Raw genomic sequence first — 19,010 nt, forward strand, 5'->3', positions numbered from 1 at the left:
ATGGCAACTAGGAAGCCCCATTTAAACGTTAATAACTATTTCACTCCGGAAGTTTTTCGCTCTCGTGGAAGTGCTAGAGGCAGTGAGGTTCCTCTACGAAATACAGCAGTTCACGGAAAGATGTTATCTGATCAATTTTTACAGATTCTTAATACATATGAGCAGCGTGCTCCTGATGAAGACGCAATTACTGAAGAAAAAGGTATATATGTAGAAATAATATCATTTGAAGATTCTGAGCTTCCATTAGACAGCCTAGATACCTCGAGAGATTTTAAACTGAGAGCTGTTAAGAAAACCGATGATGGCAGACACATAGCGATCGTCTTCATCCCGGAGTTACGAAGAAAAACATTTCAGAATAAAGTTGAACAGTACATTAACTTCAAAAATAAAAAAGGGGATAAGCCGAAAAACCACAAGTTGATTGGTAGTATTTCGGAGGTTAGACTTGCAAATATACGATCTTTTTGGACTGATTCGGCTAGTGATTTTCCGCAAGATTCTAATCAAGCTGTTTGGTGGGAATTGTGGTTAAAAGGAAGGCTAGAGGAAAATACAAAGCAAGTAGCCAAATTGCTTTCTTTAAGAATTGATGCCGTCTTAGGTAATACTGCACAACATTTTTTTGATAGCTCCGTATTTTTAATCAAAGCATCGGTTAATCAACTCGAATCGGCCACTTCTTTAATTGGCAACCTTGAGGAACTACGCAAAGCGAAGGAAACACCAAATGTTCTTCTCCACTCAGCCCCTAAAGAGCAGCAAGAATGGGTTGATAGTCTCGTTGAGAGACTGGAGATTCCCGAGGTGTATACGAGTTCAGTTTGTATTATGGATTCTGGGGTGAATTATCACCACCCCCTATTATGCTATGGAATCCTCCCTGATATGGCTGAGTGCTGGAATCCTAATTGGCCTCATTTTGATACATACTCATTCCATGCACCCTACCATGATCATGGATCTTTGCAGGCTGGTTTGGCTCTTTTTGGAAATCTACAGGAAGCACTCGTAAGTACGGGGAGTATACGTTTATCTCACTGTATTGAATCGGCTAGGATTTTACCTCCTATTAGTTCAAACGACCCTGAGTTGTATGGCGCTATCACTGTTGGCACCGCAGCTAAAATTGAAGCATCTAATCCAAACTTACCTCGCGTTTACTCTCTGGCAGTAACTGCCAGTCCAGAAGATTTAGGGGGCCAGCCAAGCTCATGGTCAGCTGAAATAGACCTTTATACCTCTGGAATGTTTGACGGATATCGTAGGCTATTCGTTATCTCCACTGGAAATATTAGAAATCTTGGAGTATATCCGGATTTTTGGGATCAAATCCATTTATCAGAAATTGAAGATCCTGCTCAGTCTTGGAATGCTATAACGGTGGGCGCCTATACTGAATTAACTACTAATGATGATCCTACGTTTTCTGGTTGGGCGCCTATAGCGCGAGCTGGTGATGCGTCGCCTGCTACACGTTCTGCAGTCAACTGGGGCTGGATAAAACAAGCACCTTATAAGCCTGATGTTGTTGCTGAAGGTGGAAATCGTTTAATTTCTCCTGACCAAACAGAGGTTAGTAATGCCGAATCAGTTTCGTTACTGACAACGTCGGGTAAAACTTCAGGCGATTTGTTTGAGGTTAATACTGATACAAGTGCAGCAACAGCTCTAGTTTCACGGCAAGCAGCAATTTTGATGTCAGAGTATCCTGCGTATTGGCCAGAAACTATTCGCGGGTTAATCGTACATGCTGCTGAGTGGACCCCTCGGATGTGGGAGCGCTATGGAAGCCTACAACGGCTCCATTCCCATAAAGTAGCGAAAGAAACTATGCTGCGGACCGTTGGGCATGGCGTTACAAGCTTAGATAGGGCGCGCTACAGTGCTGATCATGCCCTGACCTTGATAGCTGAAAATACAATCACGCCTTTCACTAAGGCGACTACCGCAAGTGCATCTACTGATCCGAATTTAAATGAGATGCAGCTTTATCAACTTCCGTGGCCCATTGAGGCACTACAAAGCCTTCCTCCAGAACTGGAAGTTAAGCTAAAAATTACGCTGTCTTACTTCATCGAACCAAGCCCTGGCCGTAGGGGTTACAAACAACGTTATAGCTATCAATCTCACGGCTTACGATTTGAAGTAATTAGGCCAGGGCAATCACTTCCAAATTTTAGAGCCTTTGTGAATGGTCTTGCTAATATTGAGAACTATCATGGCCCAGAAGGTGATAGTGATGGGTGGCATCTTGGCCCTCATTTAAGAAAAAGAGGCTCTCTGCACACTGATACATGGACTGGTGATGCTCAGTCATTAGCAGATATGTATACAATTGCTGTGTACCCCGTAGGAGGTTGGTGGAAGTATCGAACTGCAGAAGATAGATGGACTAATGACGTGCGTTATAGTTTGCTAGTCAGTGTCGAAGTTCCTAATCAAGATGTGGATATATATTCAATTATTGAAACGATGGTTGAGACCGAAATTCAAATACCGATTGAAGTATAATGAAGTCTTCATTTGTAATTTTTTAGATTTATTTCATTTTAAGTTAAGAATTTATTCACGTCGCTGCTTCTCTGCAGCGGATATACTCCAATAATTATAAATAACCACCGTCACTAACTGGAATTTAACCTCCGGTTGCCGTTTTAAAATCAGCTTAACCTATCCCGCAATTGGTAATACAACATGCCGGCGACCAGCGCCGGCCAGCGCAACAGGGTGCCGCCGGGAAAACCTGGGCTGGGGACGCGGGCCAGGATGTCGAAGCCTTCGGATGAGCCGCTGATGGCATCGCTGATCAGCTTGCCGCCGAGCGTCGCCAGGGCGATGCCGTGGCCGGAGTAGCCCTGGGCCACATAGAGATTGCTGTCGAGGCGGCGAAAGAAGGGCATGCGGTTGCGGGTGATGGCCAGGGTGCCGCCCCAGGCGTAGTCGATGCGGGTGCTTTCAAGCTGCGGGTACACCTGCAGCAGGTGCTTGCGCACAAAGGCGGGGATGTCCGCCGGGAAGCGGCTGCGGTAGTTTTCGCCGCCGCCGAACAGCAGACGATTGTCTGGTGTCAGGCGGAAGTAATTCACCACGAATTTCGAGTCGGCCACCGCTACATCATCCCGAATCAGGCTGCGGGCGAGGTCTTTACCCAGGGGCTCGGTGGCCAGAATAAAGTTGTTGATGGGCATGATCTTGCCGGCAATGCGCGGCTCCAGTGCACCCAGATAACCATTACAGGCCAGCACCAGAGTCTTTGCCCGTACCGAGCCCTGGGCTGTGTTTATCTGGGCGTTCTCGTTGCTACTGCCTTCATGTTGGTAATCAAGCACAGGGCTGTTTTCAAATATCTGCACGCCCTTGGCCCGTGCCGCCTGGGCCAGACCCAGGGCGTAATTGAGCGGATGCAGATGCAGGGCATCCGTAAACAGCTGGGCACCCTGGTAGCGTTCGGTGCCAAGCATAGTGCGCAACTCATCCCTGGGTACGAACCGCAGGCCCTGGTAGCCGTAGTGCTGTTGCAGATGCTCGGTTTCGCGCTGCATTGGGCCTACATGGGAGGGCTTGAAGGCCGTGTGCAGGATGCCGGCTTTCAGATCGCAATGGATGTTGTGGCGTGCGATCAGGTCTTTTACCAGTGCCACCGCCTCAACGGACAACCCCCACAGTTGCTGCGCATGTTCGGCCCCGAGCCAGGCTTCCAGTTCATGTTGGCCCAGGTTCAGGCCGACGCACACCTGGCCACCGTTACGCCCCGAGGCGCCCTGGGCCACGCGCGCCGCTTCCAGTACCACCACGCTGTAACCCTGCTCGCGCAGATGCAGCGCCGTCGACAGACCGGTGTAGCCGGCGCCTATGATGCAGACATCGGCCTGCACTTCGCCCTGCAGTGTCGGCCAGGGGTCAACTGAGTGAGCGCTGGCGGCGTAATAGGAGGCGGCAAAGCCGGTGTCGTGCATAGGGTCCGGGTCTCCTGGGGAAGGGAGGGCAAAAAAACGCTTTCTTATCAGCATACTATGGCCATAAATCGTCTGTTTGACAGCTCCCTGGGCAGAATCTTGTCATACACTGAAATGGGTATGGACACTTCTCTGGACGGTGCGCGATGGATACGATTGAGCAGTTTCTGCAGCAACACAATATAAGCGAGATTGAATGCCTGGTGCCGGACATGACCGGCAATGCCCGCGGCAAGTTTCTGCCCACGCGCAAGTTTATCGCCGAGCAGAATGCCCGCCTGCCTGAAAGCATTCTGATCCAGACGGTGACCGGCGACTGGTCCCGCGAGCACGATCAATTGGTGGACCCTGCCGACCGGGACATGGTGCTGCAGCCAGACCCGACCACGCTGCGCCTGGCGCCTTGGGCCAAGGAGCCGACGGCCCAGCTGATTCACGACTGCTACGACATGCAGGGTGAGCTGCATCCGCTGGCGACCCGCAGTGTGCTGCGCCGGGTGCTGGCGCTGTACGAGGCAGAAGGCCTGAGGCCGGTGGTGGCGCCGGAGGTGGAGTTCTATCTGGTGCAGAAGAATCTGGACCCGGACTACGAGCTCAAGGCGCCGATCGGGCGCTCCGGCCGTACCGAGAGTGCGCGCCAGTCCTACAGCATCGATGCGGTGAACGAGTTCGACCCCATTATCGATACCCTGTACCGCTACTGCGAACTGCAGCAGCTGGATGTGGATACCCTGATTCACGAGTCGGGCGCCGGCCAGATGGAGATCAACTTCAAGCACGGCGATGCCCTGGCGCTGGCCGACCAGGTGTTCACCTTCAAGCGCACCCTGCGCGAAACGGCGCTGCAGCACGATATCTACGCCACCTTCATGGCCAAGCCGATGGAGCATGAACCCGGCAGTGCGCTGCATATTCACCAGAGCCTGCAGGATATCGCCAGCGGTGAGAATATCTTCGCTACCCCGGAGGGCGGCCTCAGCGAGGCGCTCTATCACTACCTGGGTGGGCTGCAGAAGTACGTGCCGGCGGCGATCAGCTTCTTCGCCCCCAATGTGAATTCGTACCGCCGCTTCGTGCCGGATATAGCCGCGCCCATCAACCTGCAGTGGGGGCTGGATAACCGCACCACCGGGCTGCGGGTGCCCCAGAGCACACCCGAATCCACCCGGGTCGAGAACCGTTTTGCCGGCGCCGATGCCAACCCTTATCTGGCCATCGCCCTGTCCCTGGCCTGTGGCTATCTGGGGCTTAAAGAGCAGTTGCAACCTTCGGCCCCCACCCAGGGCAGTGCCTATGGCGCCAACAGCCGGGTCGAGATTGCCCGCACCCTGGAGGAGGGGCTGCGGCTGTTATCAGGTTGCGAACCGCTGCAGGCGATTCTGGGTGAGCGTTTTGTTCGGGCCTATGTCGCCGTGAAACTGGCGGAATACGAAGCCTTCAACAAGGTCATCAGCTCCTGGGAGCGCGAGCACCTGCTGCTGCGGGTGTGATCGACATATGGTTGATCTGGGTTCGCAGGTTCGGCAACCTGCTTGCAGGTGAAAGCAGATGGTCCAAAATCCATATCGCTAATCTTAATGCAAATCATTATTGTTTATCTTATACTCCTGCGCCTTGACAGAGAGGGAGTAAAGGATGCGATTTGCAGTATTGGTGGCGCCGTTGCTGAGCCTAATGGTGCTCTGGAGCACGGTAGCACAGGCCATTACCGACGACCGGGGACAGGAGATCCAGCCTCAGAGCGAGGCCCGCAAAGTGGTCGCCATTTCGACCTTCGCCGCCGACACCCTGGTGGCCCTGGGGGTTGCGCCGGCGGGGGCATCCACCTTCGGCGATCGTCCGACACCGGACTTTCTCGGGCCGCTGATGGAGGGCGTGCCGAGCCTGGGGCAGCGCGCCAGCACCAATCTGGAGCTGCTGTCGGCGCTGCAGCCTGATCTGATTCTGGCGATCCGCCGCTATACCGAACCCAGTGCGCAAAAGCTCAGCGCCCTGGCACCTTTCTATGCCTTCGATGTGATCAGTCATGACGACAGCCTGCGGGCGGTGACGGGCATTGCCACGGCGCTGGGCAAGGCGTCAGAAGGCCAGGCACTGAATGCGGATTTCGAGGCGCTGGTGGCGGATTTTGGCCGCCGGGCTCCCGGTGGAATTAGTGCCGTGCTGCTGGCGGGCAGCGGCGAAGCGCCCTTTGCCTATTACGACCACTTTCTGACTACTGACCTGCTGCGCCGGCTGCAGGCGACCAACAGCATAGGCCCGTCGCCCACGCCAGAACAAGTGGTCCCCTTTGGCTACCAGCTCAGCCTGGAGCAACTGCTGGCGCTGAACCCTGATGTGATCTTCATATTTGCCTCCAGTACCCGCCATGCCTATGCCGCCAACCCGGTATGGCCTTATCTGAAGGCCGTGCAGCAGGGGCGCGTGTATGAGGTGGGCCTGCACTGGAAGGAAGGCGGCGGCCCCTTTGCCCGTGAGTACATTCTGCGGGAAATGGCCTGGCGCCTGTACCCGCAAACCTTTCCTCAGCCGCAATTGCCTGCCTCTCTGGCCAGCCGGCTGTTTAACTAGGCCGTGTTCCCGATAATGGTGCGTGCAACCCTGTCGACGTTGAGATCCGCCCCGGCTCCAGACGCCGATTTCAAGGGTCTGGGCCTGCTCGCCGGGCTGGTCATAGCCTTGCTCGCCACCGCTGCCCTGGCCCTGGCCGCCGGTGCCGTACCTGTTTCAGTACAGGCACTCTGGCGTGTGTTGAATGGCACTGAAACCGGCATGCCCGCGATACTGGTGTGGGAGCTGCGGCTGCCGCGTTTTCTGGCCGGTCTGCTGGTGGGCGCGAGCCTTGGCGTTGCCGGCTGGGTGATGCAGACGGTGACCCGCAATCCGCTGGCATCCCCGGGCATTACCGGCGTGGTTGCCGGTGCGTCCATGCTGGTGGTGGTGGCCCAGGTCAGTTTCGTGGTGAGTGCCAGTTGGCTGCCCTGGATAGGCATGCTGGGAGGCACACTGGCGGCCACGCTGACCTTTGTGCTGGCGGCGCAGGGTGGCTTCACGCCCCTGCGCCTGGCCCTGGCCGGTATCGCCGTGACGGCCCTGGCCACCGCGCTGGCAACCGCTTTTCTGCTGTTTTCCGGCGCCCAGGCGCAGCAACTCTATTTCTGGCTGGCCGGTGGTCTGCAGGGGCGGGGCTGGGATCATGTGCAGCTGATGCTGCCCTGGGCCTGTGGCGGCCTCTTGCTGGTGATGTGTTTTTCCCGCTACCTGAACCTGCTGCGGCTGGATGATGCCGTCGCCCGGGCCCTGGGTGCCCGGGTGCTGCTGTGGCGTCTGGGCTTTGTCGGTATCGCAGTGGCGCTGACGGCGGCGACTGTGGCGGTGGCAGGTCCGGTGGGCTTTGTCGGGCTGGTGGCGCCCCATCTGGTACGTCTGCTGCTGGGCCCCGATCAGCGCTTTGCGCTGCCGGCGGTCATGTTGCTGGGCGCACTGCTGGTAACTCTGAGCGATCTGCTAGCGCGTATGCTGGCTGCTCCGGCCGAACTGCCATTGGGCATGTTTACGGCGCTTCTTGGCGGGCCGCTGTTTATCTGGCTGATTCGCACGAGGGTTCTGTGATGACGACACAGGCGCAAGACAGGCTGGCCATCCGACTGTGGCGCCTTGAATGCCCGCGCCTGCTATGGCTTGCGCTGCTGTTACTGGCGCTGATTGCTGTGGCCCTGGTGCTGAACCTGCTCTACGGTGCTGTGACGCTGACGCCACTGCAGGTCTGGCGGGCCCTCAACGGGGAGGGCGATGCAGTAGCCACCGATATTGTCTGGAATCTGCGCCTGCCGCGGGTACTGCTGGGGCTGCTGGTGGGGGCGCATTTTGCCATCGCAGGTTCCGTGCTGCAGGCCGTGATGCGCAATCCCCTGGCGGATGCCGGTGTGCTGGGCATCAATGCCGGCGCCAGTTTGGCTGCGGTGCTGGCTTTTGTTATGGCCGAACGGCTTTGGGGAGATAACGGCAGCTATTCGGCCCTGACGCTAAGTCTTAACTGGTTGCCGCTGATCAGTAGCGGCGGTGGCATTCTGGCCGCGGCGGCGGTTTACCGGCTGGGCTGGAGCCGCGGTGTCACGCCGTTGCGTCTGATACTCAGTGGCATTGCCGTGGCCAGTGTGCTGAATGCACTGGCCACCGGAGTACTCGCCGGCTGGGGGTCCATGAATACCGAAACGGTGCTGGTCTGGCTGGCGGGCAGTCTGTTTGGTCGTGGCTGGGAGCACCTCTGGGCTTTGCTGCCCTGGACGCTGCTGGCACTGAGTCTGCTGCCGCTGCTGCTGGCCGGAGCCAACCTGCTGCAGTTGGGGGATGATATCGCCAGCAGTCTCGGGCTGCCGGTCGAGCTGTGGCGTTTTGCCCTGCTGCTGGTGGCGGTGCTCTTTGCCGCCAGCGCCGTGGGGGTGGTGGGGCCTATTGGTTTTATCGGCCTGATAGTGGCGCAGATCGCGCGTCTTAGTTGTGGCCCGGACCTGCGCCGCCAGCTGATGCTGGGTCCGCTCTACGGGGCGCTGCTGGTGATGTTGTCAGATCTGCTGGGGCGGCTGCTGATGGTGCCGGCCGAGATCCCCATCGGGGTGATTACGTCCCTGCTCGGGGTGCCATTTTTTATCTATCTGCTGGCGCGCAAGCAGGCGTAGGAGGGAGTTCACATGTTATCGGCGCAGCAACTGCAGCTGGGTTACGACGACAAGATCATAGTGCCGCAGCTGAGTCTGGCAGTGGATACTGGCCGGATTCATTGTCTGATTGGTCCCAATGGTTGCGGCAAGAGTACGTTGCTGCGGGCACTGGCCGGTTTGCTGCAGCCACAGCAGGGCCAGGTCCTGCTGGACGGACGCTCGCTCAGGCGCTGGAAGCGGCGTGAACTGGCGCAGCGCCTGGCCATGCTGCCGCAGCATCCGGTGGCGCCGGATGGCCTGACCGTGGAGCAGCTGGTGCGCTACGGTCGCTTTCCCTATCAGCGTTTGCTGGGTCAGCCGAGCGAGCAGGATTTTAAAATGGTGCGCTGGGCGATCCGGGTCACGGGCCTGGGTGGCTTCGAGGCGCGGCCCTTGTCGGCGCTGTCCGGCGGTGAGCGTCAGCGCGCCTGGATTGCGCTGTCGCTGGCACAGCAGGCCGATATTCTGATTCTGGATGAGCCAACCACCTACCTCGATCTGGGCCACCAGCTCGAGGTGCTGGAGCTGCTTAGCGAGCTGAACCGCCAGCAGGGCCTGACCGTGATCATGTCACTGCACGACCTGAATCAGGCGGCGCAGTTTGGTCATCGCCTGGTGGCCATGCGGGCAGGGCGGCTGGAACAGGAGGGCGCACCGGCCGAAGTATTGACGCAGGCGTTATTGGCCGATGTCTTTCGAGTGCACGCCCGGGTGACCCCCGAAGAGCTGACCGGCAAGCCGCAGTTTGTACCTGTGTCGTCCCTGGCGCGACCGCTGCTGTAGGCCGGATGAGAGCAGCTGCAGTGTTGGCCGCTGCCGGTCCCTGAAAGTCGTGTGATTCGCAAGGCTTGGTTCAGCGGCGATCAATAGTTGTATGCGAAATATAATCTAGATACAATTGCGAACACTTATCATTTAGATTTAAATAATTACGCAATTGGAGAACCTTATGCCCCGGTCGATTTGCGGACAGCAGCCTGTACGCCCAAGGCTTTTCAGGAAGCCTCTGGTAGTGGCGGTCAGTCTGGTGACTATTGCTGTCAGTCAGGTTGGCCAGGCCGGGGACGCGGTGGAGCTGGATGCATTGACGGTGCAGGGCGACTGGATTGGCACTGCCAGCGAAGAGGAAATCAAGGTCTATCCCGGTTCCCGTACCCTGCTTGACCGTGAAGCCTTGCAGCAGAACGGCGCCCTGAATTTGGAAGATGCGCTGCGTAATGCGCCCGGCATCCAGATACTGGATGAGACCGGTACCGGCATTCTGCCGAATATAGGTCTGCGGGGCCTGAATCCGTTGCGCAGCGAACGTCTGCAAATGCTGGTGGACGGTTATCCCATCGCCATAGGCCCCTACAGCAACGTCGGTGTCTCGCTGTTTCCGGTTACCCTGCCCAGCGTCGATGCGATTGACGTGGTACGGGGCGGTGCCGCCGTGCACTATGGCCCCAATAACGTTGGCGGTGTAATGAATTTCCGCACCCGGCCGATTCCGGTCGAAACCGAACAGACACTGCAGCAGCGGCTGGTGATTGCCGAAGAGACCGGCAATGTCTTCAGCGATACCTACTACCGTATTGGCGGCTTTGCGACCGAGGACCTGGCGTTGCAGTTCCAGGCCAATGTGCAAAGTGGTGACGGTTTCCGTGATCATTCCGATACCGAGGTGCGTAATTTCGTCCTCGACGCCGAATATTTCGTGAATGATTACAACGAGCTGGCCGCGCAGCTGCAGTACTACGATGTCGATGCGCAGCTGCCAGGCGCCTTGAGCCCTGCGGCCTACGCGCAGGACCCCACCCAGTCCCAGCGCCCGCACGATGCCTATGCCGCCGACATGCTGCGCGGCACCCTGACCTGGACCGCGCACCCGAGTGATGCGGTTGAATTTCAGTGGCGCAATTTCGCCCACCGCGCCGATCGTACCTTCTTTTTCGGCCAGGACCTGACCAGTGGTGGCAGCTGGGCGGACCCGGAAGCCGATGCCAGCCATGTAGCCGACTCGCCGCGCATCTTTAATGTCTGGGGTACCGAGCCGCGCCTGACGGTACAGCAGGGGAATCATACCCTGACCCTGGGCGCGCGTTATGTTTCCGAAACGGTGGACTTTGATGTCAACCGCGAGGAACTGTCCAGCGGCACCTATGCCTCGGTGCGCCAGTGGGATTTGGAAACCAATGCCGTGGCGCTCTATGTCAGCGACACTCTGAGCCTGCTGGATGGCCGGCTGGAAGTGACGCCGGGGCTGCGCTACGAAAACGTGCGCATGGATTTTGTCGATCAGCTAAGCGGCGCTGAGTCGGCCAATAACGCCGACGAGCTACTGCCGGGCCTGACCCTGGGTCTGCAGGCGACCGACAGGGTCTTCCTGTTTGCCAACACACAGCGTTCCCTGGTGCCGGTACAGATCGCCCAGGCCACCAAGGCCGAGGACGTCGCCAACGAAACCGCCTGGAACTACGAGCTGGGTGCCCGCTGGCAGGCGATGCCTGAGCTTGCAACCTCAGCCACGCTGTTCCGCATCGATTACGATGATCAGATTCAGTACAACAAGGCGCTGGACCGCTACGAGAACCTGGGCGAGACACGCCATCAGGGCGTTGAACTGGAAGCCGACTGGCAGGCTACTCAGCGCTTGAGTCTGGGATTGGGGTATACCTATCTGGATACCGAACAGCTTAACGGTGCCAATGCCGGCAACGAGTTGCCGAACGCATCGCAGCACCATCTGAGCCTGCGGGCCGGCTATCAGTACCAGCAGTGGCAGGCCAGCCTCAGCGCCCAGTATGCCAGCGACAGCTTCAGTGATGCGGCCAATACCGAACAGGAAACGGCCAACGGTGATGCCGGCAAGCTGCCGTCCTATACCCTGGTGAATGCACGTCTGGGACGGGATATCGTCCTCGCCGGTGGGCGGAATCTTAACCTGGGCCTGGCGGCCACCAACCTGCTGGATGAGGACTATTACTTCCGCGGTGCCGATGTCAGCCCGGTCGGGCGTGTGTCAGGCCCGGGTCGCGCCTTTATCCTGGAGGGGCGGCTGGATTTCTGACCCTGTAATCGCGCAGGACTGCGTGACTCGCATGATCTGACAAGAGGCCGGCATTGATTGCCGGCCTTTTTACGTCAGGCTGAGTTATGGCGGCAGGCTTAAAGCGACCAGCGTACGGGTAATTCGGTGGTCGATTTCAGCGTCTGCAGCAGCAGGTTGGATTTGACGTTGGACACCATGGGCAGATTCAGCAGCCGGTGCAGGGTGACATCGGCGAAAGCCTTCAGATCTGGCGCCACTATTTTTAGCGCACTGGGTGCCTGCAGCGCAGGCTATGCTAAAGCGACCAGCGTACGGGTAATTCGGTGGTCGATTTCAGCGTCTGCAGCAGCAGGTTGGATTTGACGTTGGACACCATGGGCAGATTCAGCAGCCGGTGCAGGGTGACATCGGCAAAGGCTTTCAAATCCGGTGCCACGATTTTCAGCATATAGTCTGCATCCCCCGCCACCCCCCAGCATTCGAGTACCTCGGGGTACTCTATAATGGCAGTACGGAATGCGTCGGCGATCTTCTCGCTGTGTTTGTCCAGCGATACGCTGACCAGTGCCATGACGCCAAGCCCGATCTTTTCCGGGTCCAGCTGTGCGATGTATTTGCACACCACCCCGGTTTCTTCCAGCTTCTGACGCCGCCGCTGACACTGGGACGCGGACAGGTGTACCAGCTCCGATAATTCCACATTACTGAGCCGGCCGTTTTGCTGTAGCGCCTCGAGAATTTTGATGTCCTGACGGTCGAGCGCAACGGAATGCGTGTTTCTCACGTTTTTGATCTCTTGAATGCGGGAATCATGTGAAAGTTAAGCGGTACGAGCGTTTTATGCAAAATAAACGCACGGCATTTGCCTTAAGCTATTTCTCAATCACTCGGCGCGACTCAGGTCACGCCGGATCACTTGCCAGCACCAGCGGTACGGATGGAGATAATAACAATGGCCCAGACACAAACTGCAACCACTTCAGGCCTGTGGGAAAACCCCCTGGGAACCGACGGCTTCGAATTCGTCGAGTATTGCTCGGATTCGCCTGAAATCCTGTCGCGCCTGTTCGAAAGCCTGGGCTTTGTCGCCATCGCCCGGCACCGCAGCAAGAATGTCACCCTGTTTCGTCAGGGCGATATCAACTTCATTCTCAACGCCGAGCCCAACAGCCGCGCCCAGAGCTTCGCCCATGAACATGGCCCCAGCGCCAATGCCATGGCGTTTCGGGTGGCCGATGCCGCCGCCGCACTCAAGGCGCTGGTGGCCGGTGGCGCCAAAGCGGTGGAATCCGGCGCGGGCCCCATGGAGCTGCAGATTCCGGCCATCGAGGGTATCGGCGGCTCCCTGATCTACCTGGTGGATCGCTATGGCGACAAGAGCATCTATGATGTGGATTTTCGCGCCATCCAGGGCGTCGATCAGCACCCGGCGGGTGTGGGCCTGACCTATATAGACCACCTGACGCACAATGTGGCACGGGGCAATATGGATCTGTGGGCCGGCTTCTACGAGCAGCATTTCAACTTTCGCGAAGTGCGTTACTTCGATATCGAAGGCAAGCTGACCGGGCTCAAGTCCCGCGCCCTGACCAGCCCCTGTGGCAAGATTCGCATCCCGATTAACGAGTCCACCGACGACAAGAGCCAGATCGAGGAATTCCTGCAGGATTATAACGGCGAAGGCATTCAGCATATTGCGCTTGGTACTGGCGATATATTCCAGACCGTTGAAACCCTGCGTGCGGCCGGTGTGACCTTCCTGACCACGCCGGACACTTACTATGCACGTATCGACGAGCGCCTGCCGGGCCACGGTGAAGATGTGGCACGTTTGCAGAAGGATCATATCCTGGTCGACGGCGCCCCCACTGAAGGGCAGGGGCTACTGCTGCAGATCTTTACCGATACGGTGATTGGCCCGATTTTCTTCGAGATCATTCAGCGCAAGGGTAACGAGGGCTTTGGCGAGGGCAACTTCCAGGCCCTGTTCGAATCCATCGAGGAAGACCAGATCCGCCGCGGCGTCCTGCCGAACAACGGCTGATCAGCGCTCACCGCTCAGTCTGACCCGCTCCGGCGTCTCTCTCCTCCTTTCCTCATCAGGAAGGCAGGGAAGAGGCGCCGGCGGCGACCTATAACAAAGCTAATAACAGGTTTTCAAGGAGCACTCTGTGTCTTCAACCACTATCGCATCCTCCGCGAGTCGCTCGGCTGCGCCCGGTCCGGCCCTCTGGTCGTCACGTCTGGCCTTTATTCTGGCGGCGGCGGGGTCCGCCGTCGGCCTGGGTAATATCTGGAAATTCCCCTATATCACCGGTGAAAACGGTGGCGGTGCCTTTGTGCTGGTGTACCTGGCCTGCATCGCCGTGATCGGTATTCCGGTAATGATCGCCGAAGTCATGCTGGGTCGGCGCGGTCGCCACAGCCCGATCAACAGCATGCGCGAAATTGCCCGCCAGGAAGGGGTGTCACGACACTGGAAGGCCATCGGCTGGCTGGCCACCCTGGCGGCGTTTCTGATCCTGTCGTTTTACAGCGTCATCGCCGGCTGGACCATTCCCTATATCTTCCATGCGCTACAGGGCAACCTGGTGGGGATGGATGGCGCCCAGGCGGGCGAGATGTTTGGCCAGCTGCTGGCGTCGCCCTTTGAGCTGACGATTTGGCACAGCCTGTTTATGGTGCTGGCGGTGATTGTGTCCGTGGGCGGCGTGCGCCACGGCCTGGAACGGGCGGTGACCTGGCTGATGCCGGCGCTGTTGCTGTTGCTGGTCATGCTGGTGGGCTTTGGCATGAGCACCGATCATTTCGGTACCGCCTTGCGCTTTCTGTTCAAACCGGACTTCTCCAGCCTTACCGCAGCGGCGGTGCTGGTGGCGCTTGGTCATGCGTTCTTTACCTTGAGCCTGGCCAGCGGTTCCATGATGGCCTACGGTGCTTATCTGCCCAAGGGGGTATCGATTGTGCGCACCTCCATGCTGGTGGCGGTGATGGATACCGCGGTGGCATTGATGGCGGGTCTGGCGATTTTCCCCATCGTGTTTGCCAACAATCTTGAACCCGGTGCTGGGCCTGGTCTGATCTTCAATACCCTGCCGGTAGCCTTTGGCCAGATGCCGGGGGGCAGCTTCTTTGCGACCCTGTTCTTTGTGCTGCTGCTGTTCGCCGCCTGGACCTCGGCGCTGTCGATGCTGGAGGCCGTGGTGAAGTGGCTGGAAGAGCAGGGCATGGCGCGGCGCAAGGCGGCCATTTCGGGCGGTCTGGCGGCTTGGCTGGTAGGGCTGACCACGGTGCTGTCGCTGAATGTCTGGTCCGACTTTACGCCGCTGGACAGCTTCGAGCGCTTTGAAGGCAAGACGCTGTTTGATCTGTACGACTTCCTTACCGCCAACGTCATGATGCCGCTGGTGGCGTTGCTGACCGCTGTCTTTGTTGGCTGGGTGATGAAAAAGGCGTCCAGTGAAGAGGAGCTCGGCGCGGGCTTGATGCATCGGATCTGGCTGTTCGTGCTGCGCTACCTGACGCCGGTCGGCCTGGTGGTGCTGTTCTTCTACAACCTCTGATTCCCTCATTCACGATAATCAAGCCAGGCTGCGCGCCTGGCCAGGTACGGGCTCTGCCGGTGCCGGTAACACAGGTATATAACGATGAAAGAACTACTGCAGGCATTTGAAAGCAAGACGCCCGAAATCGTCTTCGAGTGGCAGGATGCCGAAACCGAAGCCAAAGGCTGGGTGGTGATCAACTCTCTGCGCGGTGGCGCCGCCGGTGGCGGTACCCGCATGCGCAAGGGGCTGGACCGCCACGAAGTGGAATCCCTGGCCAAGACCATGGAAGTGAAGTTCTCTGTGTCGGGCCCGGCCATCGGCGGTGCCAAGTCCGGCATCGATTTCGACCCCGCCGATCCGCGCAAGCTCGATGTGCTCAAGCGCTGGTACAAGGCGGTGGCACCCTTGCTGAAGCACTACTACGGCACTGGTGGCGACCTTAACGTCGATGAAGTGCACGAGGTGATACCCATCACCGAAAGCTACGGCCTCTGGCACCCGCAGGAAGGTGTGGTCAATGGCCACTTCCAGCCCAGCACCAGCGAGCGAATCCAGAAGGTCGGTCAATTGCGCCTGGGCGTGGCCAAGATTATCGAAGACAGCCGCTATACGCCGGATCACGGCCGCAAGTACACAGTGGCCGACATGATCACCGGCTGGGGGGTGGCCGAGGCGGTGCATCATTACTACAACATCTACGGTGGTGAAGTGCAGGGCAAGCGCGTCATCGTCCAGGGCTGGGGTAATGTCGGCTCCGCTGCGGCCTATTACCTGGCACAACAGGGCGCCAAAATTGTTGGCATTATCGATCGCGCCGGTGGCCTTATGGTACCCGAGGGGCTGTCGTTCGAGCAGGTGCGCGAACTGTTCCACAACAAAGAAGGCAATCAGCTGGCAGCTGAAGGGTTGCTGTCGTTCGAAGAGGTGCAGGCACGCATCTGGGATATGGAGGCGGAAATCTTCCTGCCCTGCGCGGCGTCCCGCCTGGTAACGCGAGATCAGCTGGATCGCCTGATCGACCGGGGGCTGGAAGTGGTGTCCTGTGGCGCCAACGTGCCCTTTAACGATCCCGAAATCTTCTACGGCAAGGTGTACGAGTACGTGGACTCCAGAGTCAGCGTGCTGCCGGACTTCATCGCCAACTGCGGTATGGCCCGGGTGTTCGCTTTCCTGATGAACAGCAATGTCGAGATCAGCGATGAGGCGATTTTCAGCGATGTGACTACCACTGTGCGCAATGCCCTGGCGCTGACCCACGCTCAGTCCAGCGCGCGCACCGGTATCGCCAGCACGGCGTTCGAGATTGCGCTCAAGCAACTGGTCTGAAACCGCACTGAAGTTGCGGGCTGAATCTATTGCCTGAACGCATTGTCTGAAAGCGTCGCCAAAGCCCGTTGCATTTCGATGTGACGGGCTTTGTGCGTTTGGGTGTGTTTTCATCCCTTAGTGCGGTGGTTATGAGGCTATCGGCACAGACTCATAATATTTTCAGTTTCAATTGATAGTTTGTAGCTCAAATTGTTATGGGCTCCCTGCCCCTGGTGCCTGTAACGTGCCCAGCCATTGAGCTTTGGCATGGCAGGGGTAGGATAGGGGCCTGAATCTGGCTGGAGATATAGTGCATGAACGATGCGGTGACGAGTTTTGCGATCAATTTCATCGCAGTGATCGGTGTGCTGGTGCTGATTGTGCTGGTGGGCGCCGCAGTGGCGGCGTTGGCCTACTACCAGATCGACAAGCATCAGACCAAACACAGCCTGAGGCGCAACTATCCGCTGGTGGGGCGCTTTCGCTACCTGTTTGAGCATCTGGGTGAGTTCTTTCGCCAGTACTTCTTTGCCATGGACCGGGAAGAAATGCCCTTTAACCGCGCCCAGCGCTCCTGGGTGTATCGGGCGGCCAAGAACATCGACAATACTGTCGCCTTCGGTTCGACCCGCGATCTGCGCACCCCGGGTACTTATTACTTCCTGAATTGCCCCTTTCCCAAGCTGTCCGAGGAGAGCACCCGTTCGGTGTCGATGCGCATAGGTCCTTATTGCACCGAGCCCTACGATGCGCCCTCCTGGTTCAACGTATCGGGCATGAGCTACGGCGCTCTGTCCAAACCCGCCGTACAGGCGCTGTCCCGTGGAGCCAAGCTGGCGGGCTGCTGGATGAACACCGGTGAAGGCGGTATTGCTCCCTACCACCTGGAAGGCGGCTGCGACCTGGTGTGTCAGATAGGAACGGCCAAATATGGCGTGCGCGATGAGCATGGTCTGTTGTCCGACGACAAGCTGCGGGAGAAGGCCGCCATTGGCCAGGTGCGGATGTTCGAGATCAAGCTGTCCCAGGGCGCCAAGCCCGGCAAGGGTGGCATGCTGCCGGCGGAGAAAGTCAGTGAGGAAGTGGCCAGTATTCGCGGTATCCCTGCAGGCCATGCCTCCATCAGCCCCAACCGCCATCCGGAAATCGACTCCATCGATGATCTGCTGGACATGATCGGGCATGTGCGCAGCGTGACTGGCAAACCCTGCGGCATCAAGCTGGTATTGGGGTCGGCGCACTGGCTGGACGATTTCTGTCAGTCGATTCATGACCGGGGCATAGAGTCGGCACCCGACTTTATCACTCTGGATAGCTCTGATGGCGGTACCGGTGCGGCGCCCATGCCGCTGATGGACAGCGTCGGCTTGCCGCTGCGCGAAAGCCTGCCGGTGCTGGTCAACAAGTTGCTGGAACATGGCCTGCGCGAACGTATAAGGCTGGTCGTGTCCGGCAAGCTGATCAATCCGACCGATGTGGCGGCGGCACTGTGCATGGGGGCGGACTTTATTGTCAGTGCCCGCGGTTTCATGTTCTCGCTGGGCTGCATCCAGGCCATGCAGTGCAATCGCAACACTTGCCCCACAGGGGTGACGACCCATGACCCGGACCTGCAACGCGGCCTGGTGCCCGCCGACAAGGCCGAGCGGGTGCGTCATTACCACGATAACCTGGTGCACGAGGTCGAGCTGATCGCCCACAGCTGCGGTGTTTCAGAGCCCAGACTGCTGAGGCGCGAGCACGCGGCCATGGTGGTGGAAGGTGGCCGTTCTGTGCCGCTAAATATTATCTATCCAGAGCCCCGGACCGATACGGGTACAGGGGTTGCGTGAGGCCGTGCTTGGGTAAGGCGTGGTGCGGACGCCGCTTCAGAGCCAAGACTGCTGCGGCGCGAGCATGCACATACTGAAGAGCCGCTGGTGGAAGGTGGCCGTTCTGTGCCGCTAAATATTATCTATCCAGAGCCTCGCACCGATGGAGGGGCAGGAATTGTGTGACGGATAAGGTGAAGCGCTAAACGTACTGAACCCTGCGATTGCAGGGCTCAGTTGTTTGATGGGGGAGACTCAGGCTTCTTCGAGCCAGGCGTCGGTATCTATATGTCGCGTCAGGTTGCGTTCCTCCATGTGCCTTTCAATGGCGCGTCTGGCTTCCAGGGCGCGACGCGAGGCGCGTTGCTTGCGTACCTGTTTTTCCTCGTCGTTGAATCCGATCAGAATGTCGAATACTTCGGTTTGAATGGCGTTTAGATCCTGCTCTTTGCGTATCAGCATAATGACAGCTCCTCGTCGCTCGAGTCTCTGTATCTGCCGGTGACCTGCCTGCTGCCTGTCACTGACTCAGAGACTGCCTCAAACACGATTCCCACTGGGTGCGATGCTGCATTCCATGACGGGAATCGCTACGGGTTACTCTGTTTTATCGCAACTTTAATTGTTTTTCAAACAATGACGGCAGAGTA

Annotated in this window: 15 protein-coding genes; 11 read left to right on the top strand and 4 right to left on the bottom strand. The window is 58.1% G+C overall.

Annotated elements, in window-relative coordinates; genetic code table 11:
• Nucleotides 1-2,517, top strand: coding sequence for a S8 family peptidase (locus tag MPRO_RS25025; protein ID WP_082708507.1), 2,517 nt, complete (start codon nt 1-3; stop codon nt 2,515-2,517).
• Between the two features lie 149 nt (nt 2,518-2,666).
• On the opposite strand, the gene MPRO_RS06915 is transcribed toward MPRO_RS25025, so the two are convergent.
• On the bottom strand, nt 2,667-3,962 hold the full coding sequence (locus MPRO_RS06915) for an NAD(P)/FAD-dependent oxidoreductase (RefSeq protein WP_067289320.1): 1,296 nt from the start codon (nt 3,960-3,962) through the stop codon (nt 2,667-2,669).
• A 146-nt stretch (nt 3,963-4,108) separates the two neighbouring features.
• Here MPRO_RS06915 and MPRO_RS06920 point away from each other — a divergent pair, with 146 nt between their 5' ends.
• The 6 genes from MPRO_RS06920 to MPRO_RS06945 all read left to right on the top strand — a co-directional run bounded on the left by MPRO_RS06920 (nt 4,109) and on the right by MPRO_RS06945 (nt 11,711).
• Nucleotides 4,109-5,452, top strand: a complete 1,344-nt coding sequence (locus MPRO_RS06920) for a glutamine synthetase family protein (RefSeq protein ID WP_067289322.1) — start codon at nt 4,109-4,111, stop codon at nt 5,450-5,452.
• A gap of 145 nt (nt 5,453-5,597) precedes the next feature.
• Nucleotides 5,598-6,533, top strand: coding sequence for an ABC transporter substrate-binding protein (locus MPRO_RS06925; protein ID WP_245635045.1), 936 nt, complete (start codon nt 5,598-5,600; stop codon nt 6,531-6,533).
• 15 nt (nt 6,534-6,548) lie between these two features.
• Entirely contained in the window at nt 6,549-7,574 is a 1,026-nt protein-coding gene (locus MPRO_RS06930; protein ID WP_082708509.1) for a FecCD family ABC transporter permease, read from the top strand.
• Nucleotides 7,574-8,641 carry a FecCD family ABC transporter permease gene (locus tag MPRO_RS06935; protein ID WP_082708511.1) on the top strand — a complete coding sequence of 356 codons (1,068 nt, stop codon included), beginning with the start codon at nt 7,574-7,576 and terminating at the stop codon, nt 8,639-8,641. Before MPRO_RS06930 ends, MPRO_RS06935 begins: the two co-directional genes overlap by 1 nt.
• Nucleotides 8,642-8,653: 12 nt before the next feature.
• The gene (locus tag MPRO_RS06940) at nt 8,654-9,445 is read left to right on the top strand and encodes an ABC transporter ATP-binding protein (protein WP_067289324.1); all 792 of its coding nucleotides are present in this window, start codon (nt 8,654-8,656) and stop codon (nt 9,443-9,445) included.
• Between the two features lie 166 nt (nt 9,446-9,611).
• Nucleotides 9,612-11,711: a TonB-dependent receptor family protein gene (locus MPRO_RS06945; protein WP_067289327.1), complete on the top strand. Its 2,100-nt coding sequence runs from the start codon at nt 9,612-9,614 to the stop codon at nt 11,709-11,711.
• Between the two features lie 98 nt (nt 11,712-11,809).
• Here MPRO_RS06945 and MPRO_RS25455 read toward each other — a convergent pair whose 3' ends face one another.
• Together MPRO_RS25455 and MPRO_RS06950 are read right to left on the bottom strand one after the other, a co-directional pair.
• Entirely contained in the window at nt 11,810-11,950 is a 141-nt protein-coding gene (locus MPRO_RS25455) for a hypothetical protein (RefSeq protein ID WP_216821256.1), read from the bottom strand.
• A gap of 38 nt (nt 11,951-11,988) precedes the next feature.
• Nucleotides 11,989-12,477, bottom strand: a complete 489-nt coding sequence (locus MPRO_RS06950) for an Lrp/AsnC family transcriptional regulator (RefSeq protein ID WP_067386763.1) — start codon at nt 12,475-12,477, stop codon at nt 11,989-11,991.
• Between the two features lie 168 nt (nt 12,478-12,645).
• Between MPRO_RS06950 and hppD the strand changes: the two genes are divergently transcribed.
• From hppD to MPRO_RS06970, 4 genes are all read left to right on the top strand, one after another.
• On the top strand, nt 12,646-13,737 hold the full coding sequence (hppD, locus tag MPRO_RS06955; RefSeq protein WP_067289329.1) for a 4-hydroxyphenylpyruvate dioxygenase: 1,092 nt from the start codon (nt 12,646-12,648) through the stop codon (nt 13,735-13,737).
• A gap of 127 nt (nt 13,738-13,864) precedes the next feature.
• Nucleotides 13,865-15,256, top strand: a complete 1,392-nt coding sequence (locus MPRO_RS06960; RefSeq protein ID WP_067289332.1) for a sodium-dependent transporter — start codon at nt 13,865-13,867, stop codon at nt 15,254-15,256.
• Nucleotides 15,257-15,340: 84 nt separating this feature from the next.
• Entirely contained in the window at nt 15,341-16,567 is a 1,227-nt protein-coding gene (locus MPRO_RS06965) for a Glu/Leu/Phe/Val dehydrogenase dimerization domain-containing protein (RefSeq protein WP_067289335.1), read from the top strand.
• A gap of 296 nt (nt 16,568-16,863) precedes the next feature.
• Nucleotides 16,864-18,381, top strand: coding sequence for an FMN-binding glutamate synthase family protein (locus MPRO_RS06970; RefSeq protein WP_067289338.1), 1,518 nt, complete (start codon nt 16,864-16,866; stop codon nt 18,379-18,381).
• Nucleotides 18,382-18,615: 234 nt separating this feature from the next.
• On the opposite strand, the gene MPRO_RS06975 is transcribed toward MPRO_RS06970, so the two are convergent.
• Nucleotides 18,616-18,822: a PA3496 family putative envelope integrity protein gene (locus tag MPRO_RS06975; protein ID WP_067289342.1), complete on the bottom strand. Its 207-nt coding sequence runs from the start codon at nt 18,820-18,822 to the stop codon at nt 18,616-18,618.
• Nucleotides 18,823-19,010: the final 188 nt, after the last annotated feature.

Source organism: Marinobacterium profundum, assembly GCF_001528745.1.
GTDB lineage: Bacteria > Pseudomonadota > Gammaproteobacteria > Pseudomonadales > Balneatricaceae > Marinobacterium_A > Marinobacterium_A profundum.

Coding starts and splice junctions, on each gene's coding strand:
- MPRO_RS06965 (WP_067289335.1), top strand. CDS start 15,341: ATGAAAGAACTACTGCAGGCATTTGAAAGCAAGACGCCCGAAATCGTC.
- MPRO_RS06945 (WP_067289327.1), top strand. CDS start 9,612: ATGCCCCGGTCGATTTGCGGACAGCAGCCTGTACGCCCAAGGCTTTTC.
- MPRO_RS06975 (WP_067289342.1), bottom strand. CDS start 18,822: ATGCTGATACGCAAAGAGCAGGATCTAAACGCCATTCAAACCGAAGTA.
- hppD (WP_067289329.1), top strand. CDS start 12,646: ATGGCCCAGACACAAACTGCAACCACTTCAGGCCTGTGGGAAAACCCC.
- MPRO_RS06930 (WP_082708509.1), top strand. CDS start 6,549: ATGGTGCGTGCAACCCTGTCGACGTTGAGATCCGCCCCGGCTCCAGAC.
- MPRO_RS06915 (WP_067289320.1), bottom strand. CDS start 3,962: ATGCACGACACCGGCTTTGCCGCCTCCTATTACGCCGCCAGCGCTCAC.
- MPRO_RS25025 (WP_082708507.1), top strand. CDS start 1: ATGGCAACTAGGAAGCCCCATTTAAACGTTAATAACTATTTCACTCCG.
- MPRO_RS06925 (WP_245635045.1), top strand. CDS start 5,598: ATGCGATTTGCAGTATTGGTGGCGCCGTTGCTGAGCCTAATGGTGCTC.
- MPRO_RS06970 (WP_067289338.1), top strand. CDS start 16,864: ATGAACGATGCGGTGACGAGTTTTGCGATCAATTTCATCGCAGTGATC.
- MPRO_RS06920 (WP_067289322.1), top strand. CDS start 4,109: ATGGATACGATTGAGCAGTTTCTGCAGCAACACAATATAAGCGAGATT.
- MPRO_RS06935 (WP_082708511.1), top strand. CDS start 7,574: ATGACGACACAGGCGCAAGACAGGCTGGCCATCCGACTGTGGCGCCTT.
- MPRO_RS06940 (WP_067289324.1), top strand. CDS start 8,654: ATGTTATCGGCGCAGCAACTGCAGCTGGGTTACGACGACAAGATCATA.